The organism is Streptomyces sp. NPDC096132 (assembly GCF_044763345.1).
Lineage (GTDB): Bacteria > Actinomycetota > Actinomycetes > Streptomycetales > Streptomycetaceae > Streptomyces.
In genome coordinates this window covers 466,543-490,284 of sequence record NZ_JBIWGA010000003.1, presented here as the reverse complement: position 1 = coordinate 490,284, position 23,742 = coordinate 466,543, and the positions used below count along the sequence as shown (strand labels likewise).

Below are 23,742 nucleotides of genomic sequence, written 5' to 3'. Positions count from 1 at the left end.
GTGCCGGACTACCCTGCACTCATCCGATGATCAACCCCAAGGAGCCGCGATGCGTGTCGCACTGTTCCTGACCTGTGTCAACGACACGCTCTATCCGGACACCGGCCGTGCCGTGGTGAAACTGCTGACCAGGTTGGGTGTCGAGGTCGACTTCCCGATGGCGCAGACCTGCTGCGGACAGGCCCACTACAACACCGGATACCGCCATGAGGCGGAGCCGCTCGCCCGGCATTTCTCCGATGTCTTCGGGGAGTACGAGGCGATCGTGACGCCGTCCGGGTCGTGCGGGGCGATGGTGCGGGAGCTGTATCCGCGGATGGGCGAGCGGGCTCGGGCCGAGGGGCGCGGGGACACCCTCGCGGCCACGCTGGCGCCCGTGGTGCCGAAGACGTACGAGCTGACGGAGTTCCTGGTGGACGTCCTCGGGGTCACGGACGTGGGCGCCCACTACCCGCACAGGGTGACCTACCACCCGACCTGCCACGGGCTGCGCGGCCTGGCGCTCGGCGACCGGCCCCGGCGGCTGCTCCAGGCCGTGAAGGGGCTGGAGCTGGTCGAGCTGCCGGGGGCGGAGGAGTGCTGTGGGTTCGGCGGCACCTTCGCGCTGAAGAACTCCGACGTCTCGGCGGCGATGGGTGCCGACAAGGTGCGCAACGCCGAGTCGACCGGCGCCGAGGTGCTGTGCGCGGCCGACAACTCCTGTCTCATGCACATCGGCGGCACCATGGCCCGGCTGAGCACCGGCATGCGGCCGGTGCACATCGCGGAGATCCTGGCGAGCACGGAGGAGGAGCCGACGGCATGAGCGGGACGTTCGTAGGGATGCCGGCCTTCCCCGAGGCCGCGCACGAGGCCGTCGACAACCAGACCCTGCGCGGGAACCTGCGGCACGCCACGCACACGATCCGCGCCAAGCGCGAGAAGGCCGTCACCGAGGTCTCGGACTGGGCGGCGCTGCGCGAGGCAGGCAAGCGGATCAAGGACCACACACTTCGTCATCTCGACCGCTATCTCGTGCGGTTGGAGGAGTCGGTGACGGCCGCGGGCGGCACGGTCCACTGGGCCGTCGACGCCGACGAGGCCAACCGCATCGTCACTCGACTCGTCAAGGAGACGGGCGAGTCGGAGGTCGTCAAGGTCAAGTCGATGGCCACCCAGGAGATCGGGCTCAACGAGGCGCTGGAGGAGGAGGGCATCCGCGCCTACGAGACCGATCTCGCCGAACTGATCGTGCAGTTGGGCAAGGACCGGCCCTCGCACATCCTCGTTCCCGCCATCCACCGCAACCGGGGCGAGATCAGGGAGATCTTCGAACGCGAGATGAGCGAGTGGGGACGTCCGGCACCGGAAGGGCTCACCGACACGCCCGCCGAACTCGCCGAAGCCGCACGTCTCCACCTCCGCGAGAAGTTCCTGCGCGCCAAGGTCGGCATCTCCGGCGCCAACTTCATGATCGCCGAGACCGGCACGCTGGTCGTCGTGGAGTCCGAGGGCAACGGACGGATGTGCCTGACCCTGCCCGAGACCCTGATCTCGGTCGTCGGCATCGAGAAGATCCTGCCGACCTGGCAGGACCTGGAGGTCTTCCTCCAGACGCTCCCCCGCTCCTCGACGGCCGAGCGCATGAACCCGTACACCTCGATGTGGACCGGCACTTCGGACGAGGACGGTCCGCGGACCTTCCATCTGGTCCTCATCGACAACGGCCGCACCGACACCCTCGCCGACGAGGTCGGCCGCCAGGCCCTGCGCTGCATCCGCTGCTCGGCCTGCCTGAACGTCTGCCCGGTCTACGAGCGGGCCGGCGGCCACGCCTACGGCTCGGTCTACCCGGGCCCGATCGGCGCCATCCTCAGCCCCCAGCTCCGGGGCACGGCGAGCGAGATCGACGCCTCCCTGCCCTACGCGTCCTCGCTCTGCGGTGCCTGCTACGAGGTGTGCCCGGTCGCCATCGACATCCCCGAGGTGCTGGTGCATCTGCGGGAACGGGTCGTGGAGGGCGGTCCGGTGATCCGCGAGGGCAACAAGGTCGTACTGAAGCCGGCCAAGGGACATGCCGCCGAGCGGGCGGCGATGCGGGCGGCCCGGTGGGCGTTCGCGCACCCGGGCGCCCTGCGCACCGGCCAGCGGCTCGCCTCCCGCACCCGCCGTCTCCACCCGCGCAGGCTGCCGGGTCCCGGCAAGGCGTGGAGCGCCACCCGGGAGCTGCCGCCGGTGCCGGCCGAGCCGTTCCGGGACTGGTGGCAGCGGACGAACGGTGGAAAGGGCGGGGCGAAGTGAGCAGCAGGGAACGGATCCTGGGCCGGGTGCGGCGCGCGCTCGCCGATGTGGAGCGGGACGACAGGCCGTACGACCAGGCGGTCACGCGGGACTACCTGCGCGAGCACGGCGACCGGAGTGTCGCGCAGACCGTCGATCTGCTGGCCGAGAACCTCGCCGACTACCGGGCGCTCGTGCACCGCTGCTCGGAGGGTGAACTGCCGGCCGTGATCGGCCGGTTGCTGGCCGAGCGCGGGGCGAGGTCGGTGGTCGTGCCGCCGGGTCTGGACGCGGAGTGGCTGTCGGCCACCGATGCCGACCGGGTCGAGGACCACGCGGACGGCACCCCGCACGAGCTCGACCGGGTCGACAGCGTGGTCACGGCGTGCGCGGTGGCCATCGCCGAGACCGGGACGATCGTGCTGGACGGCGGACCGGACCAGGGCCGGCGCCGGATCACGCTCGTCCCCGACCACCATGTGTGCGTGGTGCGTGTGCCCCGACAGGTCGTGTCGTCCGTGCCGCAGGCCCTCGAACGGCTGGACCCCGCCCGCCCGTTGACATGGATCTCCGGTCCGTCGGCGACCAGTGACATCGAGCTGGACCGGGTGGAGGGGGTGCACGGTCCGCGCACGCTGGAGGTGATCCTGGTCGGCTGAGGAGCCTTCGGGCCGGTGCCCTTCAGAGATCCCTGGGTTCCAGGGGATCGTTCGCGGGGCCCTGGACGACGCCTCCGTGGACGTCGAAGCGGGAGCCGTGGCACGGGCACTCCCAGGCGCGCTCCGCACGGTTGAACGCGACGAGGCAGCCCAGGTGGGTGCAGCGCGCGGAGAGCACGTGCAGCTTTCCGTCCTCGTCGCGGTGGACGGCGCAGCGTTCGCCTGAGACCCGGACGACCGCGCCCTCACCGGGGGCGATGTCGTCCACCGACGGGCCGGACGGCGCCGGCAGCCGGTCGCCGACGAAGTGGCGGGCCACGTCGGCCTGGTGCTTGAGGAAGGCGGCACCCTCGCGGACGACGGACGCGATACGGCGGGGGTCGTACAGCTCGCTCCACTCGCAGGGGCGCCCGTCGATCCGTTCGGCGAGCAGCCGGCCGGCCATGATGCCGCTGCTGAGGCCCCAGCCGCCGAAGCCGGTGGCGACGTGGACGTGGTCGGCGCCGGGGTGGAGCGGGCCGACGAGGGGGACGGTGTCGGTGGAGGCGTTGTCCTGCGTGGCCCAGCGGTGGGTCGGGGTCAGCTCGCCGAAGTGGTCCGTCGCCCAGCCGAAGAGCCGGGCGAAGCGCTCCTCGACGTCGTCGCCCGTGCCCGGGGTGAAGTGCTCGCCGGTCACGACGAGCAGTCGGCGTCCGTTGTCGAGGGGTGCCGTGCGGACCGAGCGGGTGTTCCGCTCGGGGGTGATGTACATGCCCAGCGGAGCCCTGTCGGCGTCGAGGGGCGCGGCCACGACCAGTTCGCGGCGCGGGGAGAGCCGGGTGAACAGCAGGGCCCGGCCGAAGACGGGGTAGTGGGTGGCGACGACCACGTCCCGGGCGGTCACCGTCGTCGCGGACGCGGGTGACCGGGCGGTCAGCACACAGGGCTCGCCCTCCTTCAGCTCCGTGACGCGGGTGTACTCGTGGAGGGTGCCGCCGAGCCGCCGGATGCCGTCGGCGAGGGCCAGCAGGTACTTGCGGGGGTGGAACTGGGCCTGGCCGGTGACCCGGACCGCGCCCGCGACGGGAAACGGCAGCTCCGTCTCGGTCACGAACTGGGCCGGCAGCCCGGCCTCCCGCGCCGCCTCCGCCTCGGCCCGCAGGTCACCGGCCCGGGCGGGATCCTCGGCGTAGGTGTACGCGGCGGTGTCCTCCCACTCGCAGTCGATGCCGAGCAGGTTCGCGATCTCCTCGGCCCGGCGGATCGCGCCCTGCTGCGAGCGGGCGTAGAGCCGGGCCGCCTCCGGGCCCCGGGTGCGGCGCAGCCGGTCGTAGACGAGGGTGTGCAGGGCGGTCAGCTTGGCGGTGGTGTGGCCGGTGACGCCGGCCGCGATCCGCCCGGCCTCCAGGACGGCGACGGAGTGGCCGTCCCGGGCCAGCTCCCACGCCGTGCTCAGCCCCGCGACGCCCGCGCCGACGACGGCGACATCGACCCTCAGTGGCCCTTCCGGCGGGGGTGCGGGATCACCGGGCGGGGCGCTCTGCAGCCAGTACGACCCGTGGAGACGCGCCTGTTCGTCCATGGTCGCCGGGTTCCCGCGACCGGCCGGGTCACACGAGCGGGGCCGGGCCGGGGACGGGCACGGGGACGGGCTCAGGAGTAGGTCATGGCGCAGCCGTGCCGCAGCGAGTACTGGGCGGCCCGCAGGTACACCGCCGTGTAGAACGCGCTGGAGAGGTCGTCGGCCCACGGGCCGGGGCGGGTCGTGGCGGCCTTGTCCGCGGCGCCGTCCAGGAACCAGGCGGTCAGTTCGAGGGCGCGGAAGGTGGCCGGTATCAGGTCCAGCGGCAGGCCGATGGCCCCGGCGAGCCGCTCGGCCAGGCCGAGGACGTACGGGGCTCCGACGACCAGTGTCTCGTCCGTGTACGAGGAGGCGACCGGCAGCGGCACGGCCTCCGCCAGCGCGAACGGGACCAGGAGCGACCAGCCGAGGAGGGCGTCCCGCTCGTCGGGGGTCAGCCGCTCCCGGCACAGCGCGTCGAAGCCGTCCATCGACGGGCTCAGCTTCTCCTCGAACCAGTCCGGGGCGCCCGGGCCGCCCTTCGCCTCGTACGGCGGCAGCCCCCGCCGTGCCAGCTCCGCGTTCAGCGCCGAGGCGATGTCACCGTGGCCGTCCTCCCCCGCCGGCGACCAGTCCTGAGAACTCACACTCACGAGATAGATGCCCATGAGCGCAAGGTAACCGCCGCCACTGACACCGACGTCACCATCGGCAACATCGACAAGAGCGCTGAACAAGCGCTTAGATATGTGACCGGACCTGCCCCTCCTCGACCGATCCCCCGGAGGCCCCGTTGTTCACGTCCGTCGACGACGTCTCCGCCCGTCTCGCCGAGACCGGCTATCTGGCCTCCCCCGCGGTCGCCACGACCGTCTTCCTCGCCGACCGGCTCGGCAAGCCGCTGCTCGTGGAGGGCCCGGCCGGGGTCGGCAAGACGGAACTCGCCAAGGCCGTCGCGCAGGTGGCGGGGGCCCGGCTGGTGCGGCTGCAGTGCTACGAGGGCGTGGACGAGTCCCGGGCGCTGTACGAGTGGAACCACGCCAAGCAGCTGCTGCGCATCAGCGCCGGCCGCGACGAGACGTGGGACGAGGCCCGCACGGACATCTTCAGCGAGGAGTTCCTGCTCCCCCGCCCGCTGCTGACCGCGATCCGCGGCGACGAGCCGACGGTCCTGCTGATCGACGAGACCGACAAGGCCGACGTCGAGGTGGAGGGCCTGCTCCTCGAGGTGCTCAGCGACTTCCAGGTCACCGTCCCGGAGCTGGGCACGATCACCGCGACCCGCCGTCCCTTCGTCGTCCTCACCTCCAACGCCACCCGCGAGCTGTCCGAGGCGCTGCGCCGCCGCTGCCTGTTCCTGCACCTCGGCTTCCCCGACGAGGAGCTGGAGCGGCGGATCGTCCGGCTCAAGGTGCCCGGTCTCGACGCGGCGCTGGCCGAGTCGGTGGTCCGGGTGGTCGCCGCGCTGCGGGCGATGGACCTGCGCAAGGTGCCGTCGGTCGCCGAGACCATCGACTGGGCCCGCACCCTGCTCGCGCTCGGCGCCACCACCCTGGACGAGACCGTCGTACGGGACAGTCTGGGCGTGATCCTCAAGCACCAGGACGACGTCCTGAAGGCCGGGGCGAAGCTCGATCTGGACGCCGTGTGAGCGGCGACGCCGCCGAGCGGCTGACCGGGTTCGTGGCCGCGCTGCGGGCGCACGGCGTCCGGATCGGCACCGGCGAGACCGTGGACGCGGCCGAGGCCGTGGCGGTGCTCGGGTTCGCGGACCGGGGGCTGCTGCGCGAGGGACTGGCCGCGACACTGCTGCACACCACGGACCAACGGCGGCTGTTCGACACCGTCTTCGACCTGTACTTCCCCCACGGCGTGGGCGCGCCCGCGGGTGAGCCCGGCGACCGGGAGGATCTGCGCGACCGGCTCGCCGACGCCCTCGCCGCCAATGACCGTGCCGCGCTGGGGCAGTTGGCGATCGAGGCGGTCGACGGGCTGGGCGGGTACGGGAGTTCACCGGGGGCGGACGGCTGGTCGTCGTACCAGACCCTCGACCGGCTGCGTCCGCAGACGCTGCTGGCACGGGTACGGGACGACATGCGGCGGCAGGGCGGTGGGGCCGGTTTCGCCGGCCGGCTCCTGGAGGACGAGATCCGGCGGCGCATCGAGGCCTTCCGCACCCTGGTGGCGGCGGAGGCACGGCGCCGGGTCGCGGAGCGGCGGGGGCGGGACGAGATCGCGCGGCGGGCCGTGGCGCCCACCGCGGACCGGGTGGACTTCCTGTACGCGGGGCGGGACCGGCTGGCCGAACTGCGGCGCACCGTACAGCCGTTGGCGCGCAAGCTGGCCACCCGGCTGGCCGCGCGCCGCCGCCGTGCCGCACGCGGGACGATCGATCTGCGGCGCACCCTGCGCGGCTCGCTGTCCACGGGCGGGGTGCCGATGCGGCCCGTGCTGCGCCGCCGGCGTCCGGCCCGGCCCGAACTGGTGCTGCTGTGCGATGTGTCGGGCTCGGTGTCCGGCTTCTCCGACTTCACGATGCTGCTGGTGCAGGCGCTGCACGACCAGTTCAGCAAGGTGCGGGTGTTCGCCTTCGTCAACCGGATCGACGAGATCACGGGGCTCCTCGAACGCGGTGCCGCCGACCCGGAGGGTCTCGGCGCCCGCATCCAGGCCGAGGCGCGGCTGACGGGCTATCACGGCAGCAGCGACTACGGCATGGCACTCGGCGAGTTCGCGGAGCGGTACGGCGCCGCCGTGGGCCCCCGCACGACGGTGTTCGTGCTGGGGGACGCGCGGACGAACATGAGCGACCCGAACCTGGCGGCGGTCCGGGAGATCGCCGAACGGGCCCGCCGCCTCTACTGGTTGAACCCGGAGCCGCGTGCGCTGTGGGGCACGGGCGACTCGGCCGCACCCGAGTACGCCGAGCTGGTCGCGATGCACGAATGCCGCAACGCTCACCAACTCGGCGCGCTGGTCGGGCGGTTGCTGCCCATCTGAGCGAACCGCCCGGCTCGGTCCGGCCAACCGGCCTACTTGTCCTTGGCCTTGGCGTATTCCTTGGCCATCGATCCCTGGAAGTCGTAGACCACGCACTGCTCGTCACCGACCACCCAGGCGTCATGGCCGGGCGAGACCACGAAGACGTCGCCGGGACCCACCTCGGTCTCGCCGCCCTCGTCCATGAGGACGTGCATGCGCCCGCTGACCACATAGCCGTTGTGGTGGATCTGACAGGTGTCCGTTCCCGCGATCGGCGCCACCGACTCCGTCCAGCGCCACCCGGGCTCGAACGTCGCGATGGCGAAGTCGAGCCCACTCATGTGGACGGCTTCCAGGTGTCCCCGGGGAAAGTCACGCCGCTCGTCCGGCTTGTCGAGCGTCTTCACTTCCAGCATGGCGCTCCTCCCTTCCGGCCGCACTCGCCCACGGCCGGGGCCCGGTCTCCCCGGCGGCCCAGGACGTCACCGGTGGGGGCCGCACCCCACACCTCCATCGTCCGCCCGTCCACCGGGGGCCGCCATTCGGCGGACGCCCTCGTCAGGCACCGTCGCCGCACAGCTCGGCGAAGCGGCCCGTGTCGATGTTGCCGCCGGAGACGATCACTCCGACGCGCCGGGGCAGGGCGGTGACGCGTCCGGCGAGCAGGGCGGCCAGCGGAGTGGCCCCGCTCGGCTCCACGACGATCTTCAGGCGCTCGAAGGCGAACCGCATGGCGGCGCGGATCTCGTCGTCGGAGACCAGGGCGATCTCGTCGACGAGCCGCCGGTTCACCGAGAAGGTCAGCTCACCGGGCGTGTGCAGGGCCTGGCCGTCGGCGATGGTGCGCGGCACCGGGATCTCCACCCGTCGGCCCGCCTCCAGCGAGCGCTTGGTGTCGTCCCCGGCCTCGGGCTCGACGCCGACGATCCGGATGCCCGGTCGCAGCCCCTTGGCCGCCGTGGCGCTGCCGGCGATCAGCCCGCCACCGCCGACCGGGGCGAGGAGCGCGTCCAACTCCCCCGCCTCCTCCAGGAGTTCGAGGGCGGCTGTGCCCTGCCCGGCCATGACGTGCGGATGCTCGTAGGGCGGGATCAGCGTCAGGCCCCGTTCGGCGGCCAAGGCCTGCGCGAGGGCCACCCGGTCCTCGCTGTAGCGGTCGTACGTCACGATCTCGGCGCCGTAGCCCTCCGTCGCCGCCCGCTTGGAGCGCGGCGCGTCCTCGGGCATGACGATCACCGCGGTGGTGCCCAGTTCCCGCGCGGCCAGGGCGACCGCCTGGGCGTGGTTGCCGGAGGAGTAGGCGGCGATGCCCCGGGCCAGTTGTCCGGGAGTCAGGCGGGAGGCCGCGTTGTAGGCGCCGCGGAACTTGAAGGCGCCCACCCGCTGGAAGTTCTCGCACTTGAGGAGCACCTCGGCGCCGACGGCCTCGTCCAGGGTGCGGGAGCGCAGCACGGGGGTGCGGTGGGCGACGCCCTTGAGCCGGGCGGCCGCGTCCCGGACGTCGTCCAGGGTGATCGGCGGGGGTGTGGTGGTCACGGGTGTGCTCCCTCGGGGGTGTCGTCGGTCGGGGTGGCCGCCGGGCTCGCTGCCGCACCGGGCGTGACCGTGGCAGCCGGGACGCCGGCCTCCGGGCCGGCCGCCGCACCCGGCCTGACCGTGACAGCCGGAACCCCGGCCTCCCGGCCCGCCACCGCGCCCGGCCTGACCGTGACAGCCGGAACCCCGGCCTCCCGGCCCGCCGCCGCACCCGGCCTGACCGTGACAGCCGGAACCCCGGCCTCCCGGCCCGCCGCCGCACCCGGCCTGACCGTGACAGCCGGAACCCCGGCCTCCCGGCCCGCCGCCGCGCCGGGCGTACCGTCGGCAGTCGGCGCTCCCGCCGCGGCACCGCCCGTACCCTCGGCGGTCGGCGCTCCGGCCGTCGCCCTGGCCTGCGACAGGTAGTTGTAGGCGGAGGCGCGGGAGATGCCGAGGCGGCCGGCGATCTGTTCGACGGCGCGGCGCACGGCGAACACGCCGCGTTCGTCCAAGCCGCGGAAGAGCGCGACGCGCCGCGTCCGGTCGAGACCGGCCCAGGTCTGGTCCTGGCGCCGCAGATGCTCGTCGAGCAGGGCGTCCACGACGGAGTCGATGTCGTCGCCGAACGTGGTCACCGATGTCTGCGCCGACGCCCCCGCGGCCCCCGCGAGCGCGGCCAGCAGGCCCTGCACCCGGTCGACCTCGGTGACGTCCACGTTGACACAGAGCGCGCCGAACACGGCGCCGGCGGAGTCGCGCAGCACCATCGTGGACGATTTGACCAGCTTGCCGGTGCCGGTGCGGGTGACGTAGTTCAGCTCGTCGCGGGCGTCGTCGCCGCGGGCGAGGACCCGCAGGCCGATCTCGCTCATCGCCCCGCCGACCGTCCGTCCGGTCACCGCCCCGGCGACGGCGACGACGGACTTCTCCGGCCGCCGGTAGTCGTGCAGGACAACCTCGCACACCGGCCCGAACGTCGCGGCGATCCCGTCCACGACGGGGGCGAGCGCCCGCAGGATCGCGTCCCGCTCCGCTTCCCTGGAATCCATACTCGATTAGACCACACGTCCAGAAGCTGGACCAACAGTCCAAGCCAACGTAGTGCGCCACCCCGTTCAGGGGAACCGCCGATCAAGGGGTGGTGTGGCCAATTGCCGTTTCCCTAGGATGTGTTACCGACCGCGACGACGCGGCCACGGCTGGGAGCTGGGGAGCTGGGGGAAGACATGCAGTCCGGGAAGCCTCTGTCCACGAAGATCGATGCGACGGTTCCGACGGCCGCGCGCATGTACGACCACTATCTGGGCGGCAAGGACAACTACGCGGCCGACCGCGCGGCCTGCGAGCAGCTCGACCAGGTCGTCCCGAGCACCCGCGCCCTCGCGCTCAACAACCGGCGTTTCCTGCAGCGGGTCGTGAAGACCCTGACCCAGGAGTACGGCATCCGGCAGTTCCTGGACCACGGCTCAGGTCTGCCCACCCAGGACAACGTCCACCAGGTGGCCCAGCGCATCGACCCGAGCGCCCACGTCGTCTACGTCGACAACGACCCGATGGTCCTCGTCCACGGCCGCGCCCTGCTGGAGCAGGACGAGCGCACCACCGTCATCCACGCCGACATGCGTGAGACCGAGGCCATCTTCACCCACCCCGACACCGAGCGGCTGATCGACTTCTCGCAGCCGGTGGCGGTGCTGTTCAACTCGGTCTTCCACTGCATCCCCGACAGCGAGACCGACGGCCCGTCCGCCGTGGTCCGCCGCGTGGCCGAACGCCTGGCCCCGGGCAGCTATCTGGTGATGTGTCAGCTGGTGAGCGAGGACCCGAAGGTGCGGAAGTTCGTCACCGACTTCATGGACCAGGCCACCCAGGGGCACTGGGGCCGGGTGCGGGAGGAGAGGGACGTCACCGAGTGGTTCGAGGGGCTGGAGATCCTCGAACCGGGCCTGGTGGAGGTCTCCACCTGGCGGCCCGACACCGAGGTCGCGCCCCGTCAGCTCACCCAGGAGTGGATCGAGTTCGGCGGCGTGGGCCGCCTGGGCTGACCGTCCGGCAGCCCCCGGCCGTCAGGCGTAGCGCTGCCGGACGGTGTCCTCGAGCATCCTCAGGGACTCACGGGGCTGGAGCGCCTGGTCGGCCAGCCGGTCCAGGGCGACCCGGTACTCCTCCGTCTCGTCGCGGTCCTCCAGGAAGGTGGCGCTCCTGATCTGCTCCAGATAGACGACATCGGGCAGATCGGCGCCACCGAAGCGCAGATAGGTGACCGGTATGGCCGGCGCGGAGGCGTGCGTGACGTCCAGCGGGACGACCTGGACGGTGACATGGGGCAGCCGGGACAGCTCCACGAGATGCGCGAGCTGTTCCCGCATCACCTCTCGGCCGCCCAGGACGCGCAGCAGCACCGACTCGTCGAGGATCGCCCACACCCGCGGGGCGTCGGCGCGGCGCAGCAGTTCGCTGCGCCGGGTCCGCAGCTCCACCCGGCGCTCCACCTCCCGGGCCGAGGCCGAGGGCAGCCCGCGCTCCACGACGGCCCGCGTGTACGCGGGGGTCTGCAGCAGGCCCGGCACGTACTGGATCTCGAACGTACGGATCGCGGTCGCCGACTCCTGAAGTCCGACCAGCCGGTCGAACCACTCCGGCATCAGCCGTTTGTCGTACCGCTGCCACCAGCCCGGCTCCCCCGCCTGCCGCAGCAACCGCAGCAGCACGGAGGACTCGTGGTCGTCCGCGCCGTACAGCGTCAGCAGCGCGCGGACGTCGCCCTCCGTCGGAGGACGGCGTCCCTTGCCCGCCTCGATGCGCGACAGCTTCGCCGCACTGAACTTCACGGCGCGCGCGGCCTGGTCCTGGGCGAGGCCGGCGTCCTCCCGCATACCCGCGAGCTGAACCCCGACCAGCATTTTGAGCAAGGTCGGGGCGGGCTCGACCCGGTTCAGATACGGTTCGAGACGGGAGACTCGAGGCGACTCGGCAGACATCCTGTGACTCCCCCTGGACCGGCAGACGACAGAGCCCATTATCGCATCCGACGGCCTACGACCGTATGGAGCGCGGGAATTGAACCGCGCGTCGCGCCGGACGGCACCCTCACAGCAGGTGGTCGAACTCCCCGTCCCTGGCCCCTGCCAGGAACGCCGCCACCTCGGCCGGCGTGTAGATCAGGGCCGGCCCCTCGGGGTCCCGGGAGTTGCGCATCGCCACACCTCCCCCGGCCAGCGCCGCGACCTCGACGCAGTTGCCCTCCGCGTTGCTGTGACTGCTCTTGATCCAGCGGACGTCGAGCGCGCTCGCCCGCACTCCGTTGGCAACCGGCTCAGGAACCGACTCGGGAACTGACGACACGGCAACTCTCCTCGCTCGTACGCGCAATTTCCCGTGAAATTGCACGAGGACATCGTCAGCGTGGATAATAACCATGCCGTCAACCGCACTTCCGGCGGCCCGTCCTGACCTCGCCTCAGGGAGATGCCCCGTGTCATCACCTGCGCAGTTCCGGAGCCACGAGTCCGTGCGCGACTCGTCCAGAACCGCAACGCTGCACCTCAAGGGCGGTCGGGAGGGATTCGCCGAGGCACGGGACTTCACCCACCGCGTCCTCGACGGCTGGTCCTTGGACCACTGCGCGGACGACGCGGTCACCGTCGTCGCCGAACTCGCCTCCAACGCCGTGCTGCACGGCCTCCCGCACCTCTCGACGGACCACTTCGACGTACGGCTCAGACTCTCGCTGCGCCGCTCGCATCTGATGTGCGCCGTCACCGACCCCAGCGACAGCCCGCCCCTCTACCCGCACGCCTGCGACGACCTGCGGGAGCACGGCCGGGGGCTGCACATCGTCGAAGCCCTCGCGGAGCACTGGGGCTGGACCCGCCGCTCCCCCGTGGGCAAGACCGTCTGGGCCATGCTGCCGACCCGCACCCCATCGCCATGACTGCCACCAAGAGAACCCCACCCCTCAAGGACCTGGGACATGTGCCGTGGCCCGAGATCCAGGACACCACCGGATCCGCCGCGGGCATCCCCGCCCTGCTCACCACGGTCGCCCGCGGCGACGCCGACACCTCGGAGACCGCGCTCGGCCAACTGCGCCGCCGCATCTGCCGGTACGGCTTCGTGGTGGACCAGGCGACCGCCGCGACGGTCCCCTTCCTCTGGGAACTGGCACGGCTCCCCCAGGTCACCTGCCGCGCGGAGATACTGCGCCTGCTCAAGAGCATCGCCGACGCCCGCCAGTGGGAGACCACGGCCGCCGAGTACCCCAAGCTGCTGCGCCACCCGGGCAACCACGTGACCTGGGAACGCGAGGCCCGCCACGCGGTCCGCGCCCAGCGCGGCCTCCTGACGGACGTCCTCCGGGACCGGGACAGCGAGATCGTCGAGGCCGGCCGGGAGCTCGCGGCGACGCTGAACGACTGAAGACCGGGCAACAGGTCGGCACGCCCGGGACACCCGGGCGCTAGGTTGACCGCATGAGCAACCTTGACCGCGCGCCCGTGCCGAGTGTGTGCGGCGGGCGTGGATTCGTCGTCGCCGAGCCCGTCCGCGAGCTGCTGAGCCCCCGGAAGGTGAAGCTCGGCGAGTCGACCGAGGTGCGCCGGCTGCTGCCGAACCTCGGCCGGCGCATGATCGGGGCCTGGGCCTTCGTCGACCACTACGGCCCCGACGACATCGCCGACGAACCCGGAATGCAGGTCCCACCGCACCCGCACATGGGTCTGCAGACCGTCAGCTGGCTGCACGAGGGCGAGGTGCTGCACCGCGACTCCACGGGCAGCCTGCAGACCGTCCGGCCCCGGGAACTCGGCCTGATGACCTCGGGGCGAGCGATCAGCCACTCCGAGGAGAGCCCGAAGTCCCATGCCCGGTTCCTGCACGGCGCCCAGCTCTGGGTCGCGCTGCCGGACGCCCACCGCCACACCGAGCCCCGTTTCGAACACCACGCCGAACTGCCCCAGGTCACCGCTCCCGGCCTCACGGCGACCCTGATCCTGGGCGAGCTCGACGGCTCCCGCTCCCCCGGAACCGCGTACACCCCCATCGTGGGCGCCGATCTCGCGCTCGCCCGCGGGGCGGACGTACGGCTCCCGCTGGTGCCCGACTTCGAGTACGGCGTGCTGTCGATGTCCGGCGAGGTACACGTCGACGGGGTGCCCGTCCTCCCGGGCTCGATGCTCTACCTCGGCTGCGGCCGCACCGAACTGCCGCTGCGCGCCGAGTCCGACGCGGGCCTCATGCTCCTCGGCGGCGAGCCGTTCGAGGAGGAGCTGATCATGTGGTGGAACTTCGTCGGCCGCACCCAGGCCGAGATCGTACAGGCCCGCGAGGACTGGATGAAGGGGGCACGTTTCGGTGAGGTGCGGGGCTACGACGGGGCTCCGCTGCCCGCGCCGGAGCTGCCGGCGACACCCCTCAAACCGCGGGGCAGGACGCGCTGACCTGGGGAAAGCCGGACTTGCTCCCCATTCGTGGGCATCTGTGGGCTGCTTCAGCTGTGCTGCGGGCTTGCCGAGATCGTGCTCGGGATCGCGAGATCGCCGCCCGCACCCGGGCGACCGCCCCGGGTCGGGGACCCCCGATCCACCGACCGACAGCGAACCGGTGGATGAGGACACAGACACCTCGTCGGCCGAGGTCATCCCGCCGGGCCTGTTCGACCCGCTGGCCGCCCCTTGGAGGCGCCCGTGACCACCTCAGAACCGGCGGCGCCCGGCGCACCCCATTGCGGGAGGTCGACGCCGAGGCCAGTCGGCAGCTCGCTCAGGGCCTCGGCTGCCTCCGATCCTGTCTCCACGCTTCCGCCACAGCTCGTGGAGGGTGGTGGAGACGTCCGAGCCGTTCGTTGATCCAGACGTCGATGGGGCCGAAGGCCAGGCCGACATCTCCTCGTGGCGGGACTGGATGAACCGCGGGTCGTCGTCGGCTCGGCCCCAGGCCGCGAGCAGTCCGTTGATGCCGTCGCCGGGGTAGGCGAAGACATGCTCCACCCCCACTCGCGCAGACGTTCGAGGATGTGGTCGGAGACCTTCTGCGACATGGTCGAAGACCTTTCTTGTGGTGCGTACGGAGAGGACTAGGGGCGTCGGCGCAGCGAACGCACGCCGGCTCGGCCGGCTACCGCCGTGAGGGCGGTCGCGCCCGCGGTGACAGCCCACCGCGACGAGCGGGAGGGCGGGTCTGGGCGTACGGCGAGGCTCTCGGGGTGCTCGCCCGCAAGAGTGCCTTCCAGCCCGAGGGCCAGGGCCTCGGCCAGATGCAGGGCCCGTCGGCCGGTGTCGCCCTGTTCGATCTGGGTACGACAGATGAAACCGTCGGCGAGCACCAGACCGTCCTCCGGTGCCCGGCGTACGGCGGGCAGCACGCCCAGTTCCGCGACGGCCACGGAGACCTCGTGGTGGCCGCGTTCGAAGCCGAAGTTGCCGGCCAGACCGCAGCAACCCTCGTCGAGGACGTCGGCGTCGAGACCCGCGCGGCACATCAGTTCGCGGTCGGCATCGAACTTCATGATCGCGTGTTGATGACAGTGCGTCTGCACGGTCGCCCGCCGATCCAGCCGGGGCGGCCGCCAGTTCTCGGGCGTGTGGTGCACGAGCTGCTCGGCGAAGGTGCGGACCTGTCCGGCCAGCCGCCGTACGTCCTGGTCGTCGGGCATCAGTTCGGGGGCGTCGGAGCGGAAGACAGCCGTACAGGAGGGTTCGAGGCCGATGACCGGGGTGCCCGCCTCCAGATACGGCCGCAGCACACCGAGCGTGTGCCGCAGCACCTTCTGCGCACGCGGCAGCTGGCCGGTGGAGATCCAGGTCAGCCCGCAGCACACCGGCTGGTCCGGTACGGCGACCCGGAAGCCGGCGTCCTCGAGGACGCGTACGGCTGAGAGGGCGATGGAGGGGTGGAAGTAGGTGCTGAAGGTGTCGGGCCACAGCACGACCGTTCGCGGATCGGCCGCATCGGGTGCCTCGGGGCCCCGCCGCCGCCACCACTGGAGGAAGGACTGCCGGGCGAACACCGGTGGTTGTCGGGCCTCGTCCACCCCTGCCAGCCGTTTGCCCACCCGGCCCAGACCGGGCGCGTGCAGGGCGCTGTTGACCAGTGCGGGGGCAACACGGGACAGACGCGCCCACACCGGCAGCCAGCCCATCGAATAGTGGGCGGCGGGGCGCATCCGGCCCTCGTAGTGGTGAGCGAGGAACTCCGCCTTCAGGGTGGCCATGTCGACCCCGGTCGGGCAGTCCGACTTACAGCCCTTGCAGGCCAGGCACAGATCGAGCGCGTTGCGCACCTCGGCGGAGCGCCAGCCGTCGCTGACGGCCGAGTCGGCGTGGCCGTCGAGCATCTCGAACAGCAGCCGGGCCCGGCCACGGGTGGAGTGCTCCTCCTCCAGGGTGGCCCGGTAGGAGGGGCACATGACGCCGCCGGAGTGGCTGCGGCAGTTGCCGATGCCCACGCAGCGCATCACCGCCCGGTTGAAGGAGTGGTCGTCCTGCGGATAGCCGAAGTGCGTCTCCGGGGTCTTCGGACGCCAGGAGGGGCCGAGGCGCAGCTGCCCGTCGACCCTGTTGGGGTGGACGACCTTGCCCGGGTTCATCCGGTCGCCCGGGTCGAACAGAGCCTTCAACTCGCCGTCGACTGGCCCGCGAGGCTCGTGCCACCGCCCCGCGACAGCACCGGGGCACCGAAACGCGCGCACACGTTCGCCGCCTGTGCCCCGGCCTCCACCGTACGCGGCACCACGACCCCGATCGGCACCTGCCGGTAGTTGGATCCGTCGGTGGCGTAGGCGCCCCTGGTGCCCGCGTCGAATCTGACCTCGGCGTCCAGCTCCGCGCTCAGCGCCGCCTCCAGTCCCGCCACGTCCAGCGCCCCGGAGGCGTCGAAAGGGGTACGCGTCACCTCAGCCGCCCAGCTGCGGCAGCACCTTCGTGCGGTAGAAGTCGAAGAAGCCCTGCTGGTTCTGGCCGATCTGGTTGACGTACACGGTGTCGAACCCCGCGCCGAGGTACGCGGACAGCGCCTCGAGGTGCGCGTCCGGATCGTCACCGCATGGTACGGCGGCCGCCACCTGGTCCTCGGTGACCAGCTCGGACGCCTGCTCGAAGTGGCGCGGGGTCGGCAGGATCTGTGGGAGTTCCCCCGGCAGCTGCTCGTTCGCCCACAGACGGTGGGCGGTGCGGACCGCCTCCTGCCGGTCCGAGCCCCAGCACACCTTCAGCCCGCCCTGCACCGGATCGGCGCCGCCGCCGCTGCGGCGGAAGCGTTCGACCAGGGCGGGGTCGGGCATCATCGTGATCAGGCCGTCGCCGATACGGGCCGCCACCTCGGCGGCCTGCGGGCCGAAGGCGGAGACGTCGATGGGGACCGGCCCGTCGGGCACGGTGTACAGGCGGGCGTTCTCGACGGTGTAGTGCTTGCCGCGATGGCTGGTCTGCTCGCCGGTGAGCAGCTTCCGGATGATCTGGAGAGCCTCCTCCAGCATCTCCAGACGCACAGGGGCCTCGGGCCATCCGCTGCCCAGGATGTGCTCGTTCAGCGCTTCACCGGTACCGACCCCGAGCCGGAAGCGGCCGCCCAGCAAGGCCGCGCTCGTGGCGGCGGCCTGCGCGATCACAGCGGGGTGCGTACGCACCAGGGGGCAGGTCACCGCTGTCTCGACCGGCAGCGACACGGCCTGGGACAGGGCGCCGATCACCGACCACACGAACGGGCTCTGGCCCTGCCGGTCGTTCCACGGGTGGTAGTGGTCGGAAATCCACAGGGTCTTGAAGCCGGCCTGCTCGGCCATGCGGGCCTGCTCGACGAGCTGTGCCGGGGTGTGCTCCTCGCACGAGAGGAAATATCCGAAGTCAGCCATGGGCGGGTGCCTTCCTGGACGAACGCGGCCGGCGCTCCGAGTACCCGGAACGCCCACGGGCCGAACCCGCCGGTGCGTGGTGTGGTGGGGGCGCGGAGGGGTACCGGAAGCCGGAAGCCATTCAGGGAGGTTCTTATGGCGTTGCGCGTTCTGCCCCGCAGGGCGTCGCGGGCATGGCGGGACTGGCGCCGGGCCGACGACCTGCGGATCCCGCCGTCCTCGACGGACGTCGAGGACGCCGACCGCCGCTTCCTGCTGCTCGGCCTGCTCCCGCTGTGGGTGGCGCCCGGCCTGGCGGACTGGTGGATGCACCGCAGGACGCACATCGAGCGCACCAGCGGGACCAGGGAGTCCGCGGTCCACGCGCTGATGATGACCGAGGCCGGCGTACCGGTGGTCATGGGGCTGCTGGCCCGCGTCAATCCGCTGGTGCTCACCACCATGGGTGCGGCCGCCGCGGCACACGGGGCGACAGCCGTGTACGACGTGTCACTGGCCGTCGGCGAGCGCGAGGTCCGGCCCATCGAGCAGCACATCCACAGCTTCCTCGAGGTGGTACCGCTCACCGCGCTGGCCTTCACCGCGTGCCTGTACCCCGACCAGGTCCGCGCGACCCTGCGGGGCGGACGGGACCCGGGTGACTGGCGGCTCCTGCCCAAGGAACGCCCGCTGCCGGCCACCTATCTGACGGGCCTCGCAGGGGTCGTCGTGGCGGGGGTCGTCGTGCCGTATGCCGAGGAACTGTGGCGCTGTCTGCGGACCCGGTCCGCGGCGTAGGTGACACGGCCGGGGCGGGTACGGCTGCTGCCCGCCCCGCAAGCCGTTGGCCGGCCGGAGTGCTGCGCGCCGCGGCGCCCGGTCGTCCCCGCGGTGTTTGGATGCCGGTGGCGGCGCGAGAGGAGGCTGGTCCATGAGGGGGTGGCGTACGGTCGTCGCAGCCGTTGCCGAACTGGCCGCTTGGTGGACGGGACTCGCCCTGCTGTGGCTGGCGCTGATCAGCGCGGTCGACCCCTTGGAGCTGGTGGTCGGCGCGGGTGCCGCGGCCGTGGGTGCCGTGGCCGCGCGGGCCGGGCGGCGGGCGGTGAGGTGGCGTTGAACGGCTGGATCCTGGCCGCGACGCTCCTGCTCGGCACGGGACTGACGGCGGCCCTGTGGGCCGTGGCGAGCGGGCCGCTTTCCCGCAGAGTGGTCGCGCAGAACCTCACCAGCTCGGTCGCCTGCCCGGGACGCCGTCGCCCCCACGCCGGTGTGCATGCTGCTGTCGGGCGTCATGGTGGAACTCGGCGCCTACGGCGTCTGGCGGGTGTACACCACCGTCTTCGCCGGACCGGGCGGAATCCCGGCGGCCGCCCTCGAGCGCGCGCTCGTGACGCTCGCCGCGCTCACCGCGGCCACCGGCGCCGTCATGTGCTGGTACCAGCGCCACCTCAAGCGGCTGCTGGCCTACTCCACCGTCGCCCATCTGGGCTTGTCCCTCGTCGGCATCGGAGTGCTGAAACCGGAGGCCGAGGTCGGGGTCGCGCTGTACGTCCTCGGGCACGCCGGGGTGAAGGCGGCGCTGTTCGCCTGCGCCGGCGTGCTGCTCGACCGCTACGGCAGCATCGACGAGATCGCCCTGCACGGCCGCACGCCGGACAGGCGGGGTGGGGGCGATGTGGGCGGTGGGCACGCTGGGTCTCGCGGGCCTGCCCCCGTTCGGTACGGCGCTGGGCAAGTCGGTCGTGGAGGAGGCCGTCGGCGGGCCGCTCACGGTGCTGTACGTCGTCGTACCGGCGATCACCGCCGGCGCCGTCCTGCGGGCGACCGCCCGGGTGTTCTGGGGACTCGGTCCACGCCCCGCCGCACCGGAACGCTACGAGACGACCGGCTCCGACGAGCAGCCCGAGACCGTGGGCAGACTGCGCAGGGTCCCGGACACCATGACCGCCGTACCGTCGGTGCTGCTCGCCGGCGCACTCGCCATCGGCGTGGCTCCCGGCTTCGGCGAATACGTCGCGCACGGCGTCAGCGCGTCCGGCAGGGGCGGCGGCGGGCCGGTCCCTGTCCCGCCCGTGCACTGGACGCTTCCCGGAGTCCTGCTCGGACTGCTGTCCACGTTGCTGGCCGTGGGCCTCGCGCTGCTCGCGGTAACACGGCCGCGCTGGGCGGTGGCCCCGTCCTGGACCCGGCCCCTGCGGCGCCTGCAGTCCGGTCGCGTCGGGGACTATGTGGCGTGGCTGCTGCTGGGGGCCGCCGCGTTGGGGGCGTTGGCCCTGCCGGTCGTAGGGGGCGGCTGAGCCCGACGGCCCCGTGAACCGAGTGCGGCGCCGGCGAACCGCCGGGGCCGGACGGATGCCGTGCCAGGAGTTTCCCGACCACTGGTCGTTCGTCCCGGGGCGAGACAGGGCTGTCGCTTTCCAGCCTGCCGGCCGCTGGAGGCGGCCCACTCGTGGACCCGCTCGTCAGGATCGGCGTCCTGTACGACAACGCGCAGCGGGCGTTACTGGTTGGGCCGTGGCGGCGTGCTTTCGCCGTGTCTTCGGGGGAACTCGTCGAGCGGCACACGGGCCGTACGAGAAAGGAGAGGCGCCATGCCGGCTGGATCGAGACCTAAGCGGGAGCGCCAGTACGAACACGTCAAGAAGAGTGCCCAGGACCGTGGGGAGTCGACGAAGCGGGCCGAGGAGATCGCGGCACGCACGGTCAACAAGGAGCGGGCCAGGTCGGGCGAGTCGAAGACCGCGAGCAGGACCTCGACCCGTGACCCGAAGTCGGCGTCGCAGCGCGGCGGGCAGCGCTCGCACAGCGGTGCGGAGGGACCGACCAGGGATCAGCTGTATGAAGAGGCCAAGAAGCGGAACATCGAGGGCCGCTCGTCGATGACGAAGCAGCAGTTGCAGAACGCCCTCGGGCGGTGAGTCGAGGATTCCCGGGAAGTCACGGCGCCTGCCCGCGCAGCGCCGTGACTCCCCCGCGCCAGGCGGTGAGGAGCCGGGCGGCCAGTGAGACTCGCTCTCCAGGAGCCCGCCGACGACGTCATGGCGTACGACCTGTTCGTGCACGGCGGCGCCTCGACATGCTCGGTGCAGAACCGTACGGCCGCCGCGTCCGCGCCGTTCCGCCCCATCGCCTCGGCCAGGCGACGCGAGGCCGGGGACGAGACCGAGCAGGGACATCAGATTGACGGTGGCGAGCGCTTCGGCAGGGGCGGCGTCGACGTACCGGCCGTACGTCGTGTCAGTGCGAGGTCCGCCAAGAGGGCGGCGAAGAGTTCCGCGTGGATCTCGTCGGCGCGGCCGGCGCCGAACGCGTCGTACTGGACGGCGACCATGGCCGCCTCGGCGCGCCCGTACAGCCGGGGGATGACCCAGGAGGAGACGCTGTCCCCGGGATCCGCGTCCAGGAAGCGACCCTCCAGCGCGCCGCGGACGGCCGGCAAGCCTGCGGCCCAGCGGCGGGAGACCCGGCTTCCTCGTCGACCCGTTGCGACAGCTCGCTCATGGTCCTCCTCTACCGAGCCGAGCGCGGAGAGCGCCTCGCGGGCGTCCTGTTCGCCGCCCCGGGAAAGCGTTGACTCCCACGGACGGGCGACACTCACCGGCACGGCCGACACACGGGTGTTGGTCCACTCCGTGGCCAAGCCACCGGCGGCCAGGCGCACACCACGGCAGCCAGGCCTCTTCGCCACGGCATTCGCTGCCGGGCACCGGGTACTCGGCGCCCATGCACTCGACCCATGAGCAACTGGCCGCCGCCGGGTCGGCGGCGGGGATGGTGGTCATCGTCGTCTGCGGTCTGCTCGTCACGGCCGCACTGGTGGGCGCCGTACGTCTCGGTATAGGCGTCCGGCGCAAGGAGTCCCGACCACCTCGCCGCGGGGAGCACCCCACACCGCCGCCTTCGGGACCGGTGCGCGAGGAGCAGAGCATGCGCGAGCCGAACGAAGTGCCCCGGGCCACCGGCGACAACGACCGTCTCACTCCCCACCAGCTCGGCAACGACCCCAGCAGGCCGGGCGAGAACCAGACCCGCCCACGCTGGCAGTCCGGCTCCAGCGGAACCTTCGGCGGTGGAGGCGGCGGCGCGACGTGAGCCGCAGCCTACTGCAGGCAGCGACGAGCGGCCGGGGCCGAGGTGTCAGTCCCGCCCGTACCGCAGAGCTGTACCTGCACACGTCGTTCCCGGCACAACGCCAGCCCCGCTGCCCTGTGCCGTCGCTCGGCTCACATCGTCGCAATCATCGAACGCAGGCACATCTGGAATCGCGATCACGGCGGAGACGTCTTCCGACCGCACCCCGCAGAATCGAGGACTCCTCACGATCTCCAAACGGAGAGGACAGTGGAACGCCACGCTCACCGAATCCGGCCAGCGCCGCGCCGGCGCCCCCGCTCAGGCGGATTCTCGCGCTCACTGGGGCCGATGAGGTGCTGGTCGTCCGGGAAACCGAGGAGGACGCGGTCTCGGCCTGAGCCCTTCTGGGTACGCGGTCGGTGCCGCATGTGGTGCGGCACTGGAGCGCACGATGGCGATGGTGACGAGCAGCGGGACCATGCTGCGTGAGCTGATGCAGGAGGCTCACCTGGCGACCCTCGAGCAGCTGCCCGCCCTGATCGCCTCGCACGCCGCGCGTGTGGGCCTGCACGATGTCGCGGTGTACGCCGTCGATCTCCAGGAGACGGTGCTGCGGCAGATCACGGGACGTGGCGACGACGCGGGTGGCGGTGGCGAGCAGCTGAATCTCGACGGCACGGTGCCAGGCCGCGCGTACCAGCGCGTCACCCTCATGGCCGAACCCGCTCACCAGCACGGGCCGCGGCGTTGGTGGGCTCCGGTGACCGACGGCGTCGAGCGGATCGGCGTCCTGCGGGCGGACACGGCGGAGGGGGATCAGGAGACGGTACGGGAGGATCTTCGCGATCTGGCCTCGCTGGTGGCGTTGCTGCTGCTGAGCAAGCGGTCCTTCAGCGACTCCTTCGCACGGCTGGTACGTACGAAGTCCATGAACGTGGCCGCGGAGCTGCAGTGGAACCTGATGCCGCCGTCCGCCTTCGCCGGTTCCGATGTGACGGTGGGCGCCATGGTCGAGCCGGCCTACGAGGTGGGCGGCGACGCCTTCGACTACGCCGTCAGTGGCAGCACGCTCCATCTGTCCGTCTTCGACGCCATGGGACATGACACCACCGCCGGGATGACCGCCGGTGTGGCGGTCGCGGCCTGTCGCAACGCGCGCCGCCAGGGGGCCTCGCTCACCCGGACCAGCCAGGCCGTCGAGGACGTGCTCACCGCCCACTTCGGCACCAGCCGTTACGTCACCGGCCTCCTTGCCGACCTCGACCTCGCCACCGGCCTGCTGACCTGGATCAACCGCGGACATCACCTGCCGCTCGTGGTCCGCGACAACCGCTGGACCATCGAGCTGACATGCCCGCCGGCCGCCCCGATGGGCACTGCGCTGGGACTGCCCATCGTCGTGCGCCGCGATCAGCTCCAGCCCGGCGACCGGCTCCTGCTCTACACCGACGGCATCATCGAGGCTCGCGACGCCGCCGGTCGCGAGTTCGGCCGCGACCGCTTCGTCGACTTCATCGTCCGCCACCACTCGGGCCACCAGACACTCCACGAGACCCTGCGTCGTCTGATGCACGCGGTCGTCGAACACCACGCCGGCCGCCTCGACGACGACGCGACCGTCCTCCTGGCGGAATGGCACGCCGGTCACCAGCACAGACTCACCCCGTGATCCGCCGCCGGGGGGACGCCGGGGGAACGAAGGACCAGTGGGGACCGACCCACGCCCGCAGTACGGGTCTGGGCACCGCCGTCGAGGCTGTCGAGAGTCTCGGTCACGTCGGCGTCCTCGCCGGTGTCGGCAGCCGTCGCGCGGCTCGAGGCTTACGGGAACCGGCGGTGCCACCGGCTGGGCCGCCCTCGTCGCCGCGCAGCACGAACAGGGC

Annotated in this window: 23 protein-coding genes and 4 pseudogenes; 15 read left to right on the top strand and 12 right to left on the bottom strand. The window is 72.1% G+C overall.

The features are described 5' to 3' along the window. The first annotated feature begins 49 nt into the window (after window positions 1-49). From ACIRF9_RS09960 to ACIRF9_RS09950, 3 genes are read left to right on the top strand one after another with little or no spacing between them, the layout of a single operon-like run. Complete coding sequence (locus tag ACIRF9_RS09960; RefSeq protein ID WP_403818755.1) at window positions 50-805, top strand: (Fe-S)-binding protein; 756 nt, start codon at window positions 50-52, stop codon at window positions 803-805. Next, window positions 802-2,280, top strand: coding sequence for a LutB/LldF family L-lactate oxidation iron-sulfur protein (locus ACIRF9_RS09955; RefSeq protein WP_403818753.1), 1,479 nt, complete (start codon window positions 802-804; stop codon window positions 2,278-2,280). The genes ACIRF9_RS09960 and ACIRF9_RS09955 overlap by 4 nt, the downstream gene beginning before the upstream one ends. After that, complete coding sequence (locus ACIRF9_RS09950; RefSeq protein ID WP_403818751.1) at window positions 2,277-2,918, top strand: lactate utilization protein C; 642 nt, start codon at window positions 2,277-2,279, stop codon at window positions 2,916-2,918. The genes ACIRF9_RS09955 and ACIRF9_RS09950 overlap by 4 nt, the downstream gene beginning before the upstream one ends. Before the next feature lie 22 nt (window positions 2,919-2,940). Here ACIRF9_RS09950 and ACIRF9_RS09945 read toward each other — a convergent pair whose 3' ends face one another. Together ACIRF9_RS09945 and ACIRF9_RS09940 are read right to left on the bottom strand one after the other, a co-directional pair. Then, complete coding sequence (locus tag ACIRF9_RS09945) at window positions 2,941-4,479, bottom strand: FAD-dependent oxidoreductase (protein WP_403818749.1); 1,539 nt, start codon at window positions 4,477-4,479, stop codon at window positions 2,941-2,943. 71 nt (window positions 4,480-4,550) lie between these two features. Beyond that, on the bottom strand, window positions 4,551-5,126 hold the full coding sequence (locus ACIRF9_RS09940) for a hypothetical protein (RefSeq protein WP_403818747.1): 576 nt from the start codon (window positions 5,124-5,126) through the stop codon (window positions 4,551-4,553). A gap of 125 nt (window positions 5,127-5,251) precedes the next feature. On the opposite strand from ACIRF9_RS09940, the gene ACIRF9_RS09935 reads away from it, so the two are divergent. Together ACIRF9_RS09935 and ACIRF9_RS09930 are read left to right on the top strand one after the other, a co-directional pair. Beyond that, on the top strand, window positions 5,252-6,109 hold the full coding sequence (locus tag ACIRF9_RS09935; RefSeq protein ID WP_403818745.1) for an AAA family ATPase: 858 nt from the start codon (window positions 5,252-5,254) through the stop codon (window positions 6,107-6,109). Further along, entirely contained in the window at window positions 6,106-7,458 is a 1,353-nt protein-coding gene (locus ACIRF9_RS09930) for a VWA domain-containing protein (protein WP_403818743.1), read from the top strand. The genes ACIRF9_RS09935 and ACIRF9_RS09930 overlap by 4 nt, the downstream gene beginning before the upstream one ends. A 32-nt stretch (window positions 7,459-7,490) precedes the next feature. Here the strand turns inward: ACIRF9_RS09930 and ACIRF9_RS09925 are convergent, their stop codons facing one another. The 3 genes and pseudogenes from ACIRF9_RS09925 to ACIRF9_RS09915 all read right to left on the bottom strand — a co-directional run. Continuing rightward, entirely contained in the window at window positions 7,491-7,856 is a 366-nt protein-coding gene (locus ACIRF9_RS09925) for a cupin domain-containing protein (protein ID WP_403818741.1), read from the bottom strand. 142 nt (window positions 7,857-7,998) lie between these two features. Then, window positions 7,999-8,976: a threo-3-hydroxy-L-aspartate ammonia-lyase gene (locus ACIRF9_RS09920; protein WP_403818739.1), complete on the bottom strand. Its 978-nt coding sequence runs from the start codon at window positions 8,974-8,976 to the stop codon at window positions 7,999-8,001. A 359-nt stretch (window positions 8,977-9,335) separates the two neighbouring features. Beyond that, window positions 9,336-10,007: pseudogene (locus ACIRF9_RS09915) on the bottom strand (transcriptional regulator); the annotation flags it as partial. A 177-nt stretch (window positions 10,008-10,184) separates the two neighbouring features. On the opposite strand from ACIRF9_RS09915, the gene ACIRF9_RS09910 reads away from it, so the two are divergent. Then, window positions 10,185-11,003 carry an SAM-dependent methyltransferase gene (locus tag ACIRF9_RS09910; RefSeq protein ID WP_403818737.1) on the top strand — a complete coding sequence of 273 codons (819 nt, stop codon included), beginning with the start codon at window positions 10,185-10,187 and terminating at the stop codon, window positions 11,001-11,003. A 21-nt stretch (window positions 11,004-11,024) separates the two neighbouring features. Here the strand turns inward: ACIRF9_RS09910 and ACIRF9_RS09905 are convergent, their stop codons facing one another. Together ACIRF9_RS09905 and ACIRF9_RS09900 are read right to left on the bottom strand one after the other, a co-directional pair. Further along, complete coding sequence (locus ACIRF9_RS09905) at window positions 11,025-11,939, bottom strand: helix-turn-helix domain-containing protein (protein ID WP_403818735.1); 915 nt, start codon at window positions 11,937-11,939, stop codon at window positions 11,025-11,027. Window positions 11,940-12,048: 109 nt separating this feature from the next. After that, window positions 12,049-12,303 carry a DUF397 domain-containing protein gene (locus ACIRF9_RS09900; RefSeq protein WP_403818733.1) on the bottom strand — a complete coding sequence of 85 codons (255 nt, stop codon included), beginning with the start codon at window positions 12,301-12,303 and terminating at the stop codon, window positions 12,049-12,051. A 130-nt stretch (window positions 12,304-12,433) separates the two neighbouring features. Between ACIRF9_RS09900 and ACIRF9_RS09895 the strand changes: the two genes are divergently transcribed. Genes ACIRF9_RS09895 through ACIRF9_RS09885 form a run of 3 tightly spaced genes read left to right on the top strand, consistent with a single transcriptional unit; the run spans window position 12,434 to window position 14,396 of the window. After that, window positions 12,434-12,892, top strand: a complete 459-nt coding sequence (locus ACIRF9_RS09895; protein ID WP_403818731.1) for an ATP-binding protein — start codon at window positions 12,434-12,436, stop codon at window positions 12,890-12,892. Beyond that, window positions 12,889-13,377, top strand: a complete 489-nt coding sequence (locus ACIRF9_RS09890; RefSeq protein ID WP_403818729.1) for a hypothetical protein — start codon at window positions 12,889-12,891, stop codon at window positions 13,375-13,377. The genes ACIRF9_RS09895 and ACIRF9_RS09890 overlap by 4 nt, the downstream gene beginning before the upstream one ends. A 53-nt stretch (window positions 13,378-13,430) precedes the next feature. Beyond that, a complete protein-coding gene (locus tag ACIRF9_RS09885; RefSeq protein WP_403818728.1) occupies window positions 13,431-14,396 on the top strand; it encodes a pirin family protein in 966 nt (321 codons plus the stop codon). 432 nt (window positions 14,397-14,828) lie between these two features. Here ACIRF9_RS09885 and ACIRF9_RS09880 read toward each other — a convergent pair. The 4 genes and pseudogenes from ACIRF9_RS09880 to ACIRF9_RS09865 form a co-directional block, all read right to left on the bottom strand. Beyond that, window positions 14,829-14,995: pseudogene (locus tag ACIRF9_RS09880) on the bottom strand (thiamine pyrophosphate-binding protein); the annotation flags it as partial. A 36-nt stretch (window positions 14,996-15,031) separates the two neighbouring features. Then, window positions 15,032-16,573, bottom strand: coding sequence for a (Fe-S)-binding protein (locus ACIRF9_RS09875; RefSeq protein ID WP_403818726.1), 1,542 nt, complete (start codon window positions 16,571-16,573; stop codon window positions 15,032-15,034). Beyond that, window positions 16,570-16,848 (bottom strand): FAD-binding oxidoreductase, encoded by a 279-nt coding sequence (locus ACIRF9_RS09870; protein WP_403818724.1) that lies wholly within the window; start codon window positions 16,846-16,848, stop codon window positions 16,570-16,572. Before ACIRF9_RS09870 ends, ACIRF9_RS09875 begins: the two co-directional genes overlap by 4 nt. A gap of 1 nt (window position 16,849) precedes the next feature. Then, complete coding sequence (locus tag ACIRF9_RS09865; protein WP_403818722.1) at window positions 16,850-17,806, bottom strand: TIGR03557 family F420-dependent LLM class oxidoreductase; 957 nt, start codon at window positions 17,804-17,806, stop codon at window positions 16,850-16,852. Window positions 17,807-17,941: 135 nt separating this feature from the next. Here ACIRF9_RS09865 and ACIRF9_RS09860 point away from each other — a divergent pair, with 135 nt between their 5' ends. From ACIRF9_RS09860 to ACIRF9_RS09845, 4 genes and pseudogenes are all read left to right on the top strand, one after another. Further along, entirely contained in the window at window positions 17,942-18,583 is a 642-nt protein-coding gene (locus ACIRF9_RS09860; protein ID WP_403818720.1) for a diguanylate cyclase, read from the top strand. 133 nt (window positions 18,584-18,716) lie between these two features. Then, complete coding sequence (locus ACIRF9_RS09855) at window positions 18,717-18,902, top strand: hypothetical protein (RefSeq protein WP_403818718.1); 186 nt, start codon at window positions 18,717-18,719, stop codon at window positions 18,900-18,902. Window positions 18,903-19,022: 120 nt separating this feature from the next. Beyond that, window positions 19,023-20,082 (top strand): annotated as a pseudogene (locus ACIRF9_RS09850) (proton-conducting transporter membrane subunit); the annotation flags it as partial. 294 nt (window positions 20,083-20,376) lie between these two features. Further along, window positions 20,377-20,703, top strand: coding sequence for a plasmid stabilization protein (locus tag ACIRF9_RS09845; RefSeq protein ID WP_403818716.1), 327 nt, complete (start codon window positions 20,377-20,379; stop codon window positions 20,701-20,703). A gap of 19 nt (window positions 20,704-20,722) precedes the next feature. Here the strand turns inward: ACIRF9_RS09845 and ACIRF9_RS09840 are convergent. Beyond that, window positions 20,723-21,185: pseudogene (locus ACIRF9_RS09840) on the bottom strand (iron-containing redox enzyme family protein); the annotation flags it as partial. Between the two features lie 323 nt (window positions 21,186-21,508). On the opposite strand from ACIRF9_RS09840, the gene ACIRF9_RS09835 reads away from it, so the two are divergent. Both ACIRF9_RS09835 and ACIRF9_RS09830 read left to right on the top strand, forming a co-directional pair. Continuing rightward, window positions 21,509-21,877: a DUF6479 family protein gene (locus tag ACIRF9_RS09835; RefSeq protein ID WP_403818714.1), complete on the top strand. Its 369-nt coding sequence runs from the start codon at window positions 21,509-21,511 to the stop codon at window positions 21,875-21,877. Window positions 21,878-22,316: 439 nt separating this feature from the next. Beyond that, window positions 22,317-23,528 (top strand): PP2C family protein-serine/threonine phosphatase, encoded by a 1,212-nt coding sequence (locus tag ACIRF9_RS09830; protein WP_403819033.1) that lies wholly within the window; start codon window positions 22,317-22,319, stop codon window positions 23,526-23,528. Window positions 23,529-23,742: the final 214 nt, after the last annotated feature.

Excerpts from the sequence above, each read along its gene's own strand:
- ACIRF9_RS09830 (WP_403819033.1), top strand. The coding sequence starts at position 22,317 with ATGGTGACGAGCAGCGGGACCATGCTGCGTGAGCTGATGCAGGAGGCT.
- ACIRF9_RS09835 (WP_403818714.1), top strand. The coding sequence starts at position 21,509 with ATGCACTCGACCCATGAGCAACTGGCCGCCGCCGGGTCGGCGGCGGGG.
- ACIRF9_RS09945 (WP_403818749.1), bottom strand. The coding sequence starts at position 4,479 with ATGGACGAACAGGCGCGTCTCCACGGGTCGTACTGGCTGCAGAGCGCC.
- ACIRF9_RS09940 (WP_403818747.1), bottom strand. The coding sequence starts at position 5,126 with ATGGGCATCTATCTCGTGAGTGTGAGTTCTCAGGACTGGTCGCCGGCG.
- ACIRF9_RS09910 (WP_403818737.1), top strand. The coding sequence starts at position 10,185 with ATGCAGTCCGGGAAGCCTCTGTCCACGAAGATCGATGCGACGGTTCCG.
- ACIRF9_RS09955 (WP_403818753.1), top strand. The coding sequence starts at position 802 with ATGAGCGGGACGTTCGTAGGGATGCCGGCCTTCCCCGAGGCCGCGCAC.
- ACIRF9_RS09860 (WP_403818720.1), top strand. The coding sequence starts at position 17,942 with ATGGCGTTGCGCGTTCTGCCCCGCAGGGCGTCGCGGGCATGGCGGGAC.
- ACIRF9_RS09845 (WP_403818716.1), top strand. The coding sequence starts at position 20,377 with ATGCCGGCTGGATCGAGACCTAAGCGGGAGCGCCAGTACGAACACGTC.
- ACIRF9_RS09855 (WP_403818718.1), top strand. The coding sequence starts at position 18,717 with ATGAGGGGGTGGCGTACGGTCGTCGCAGCCGTTGCCGAACTGGCCGCT.
- ACIRF9_RS09865 (WP_403818722.1), bottom strand. The coding sequence starts at position 17,806 with ATGGCTGACTTCGGATATTTCCTCTCGTGCGAGGAGCACACCCCGGCA.
- ACIRF9_RS09905 (WP_403818735.1), bottom strand. The coding sequence starts at position 11,939 with ATGTCTGCCGAGTCGCCTCGAGTCTCCCGTCTCGAACCGTATCTGAAC.
- ACIRF9_RS09890 (WP_403818729.1), top strand. The coding sequence starts at position 12,889 with ATGACTGCCACCAAGAGAACCCCACCCCTCAAGGACCTGGGACATGTG.
- ACIRF9_RS09885 (WP_403818728.1), top strand. The coding sequence starts at position 13,431 with ATGAGCAACCTTGACCGCGCGCCCGTGCCGAGTGTGTGCGGCGGGCGT.
- ACIRF9_RS09960 (WP_403818755.1), top strand. The coding sequence starts at position 50 with ATGCGTGTCGCACTGTTCCTGACCTGTGTCAACGACACGCTCTATCCG.
- ACIRF9_RS09925 (WP_403818741.1), bottom strand. The coding sequence starts at position 7,856 with ATGCTGGAAGTGAAGACGCTCGACAAGCCGGACGAGCGGCGTGACTTT.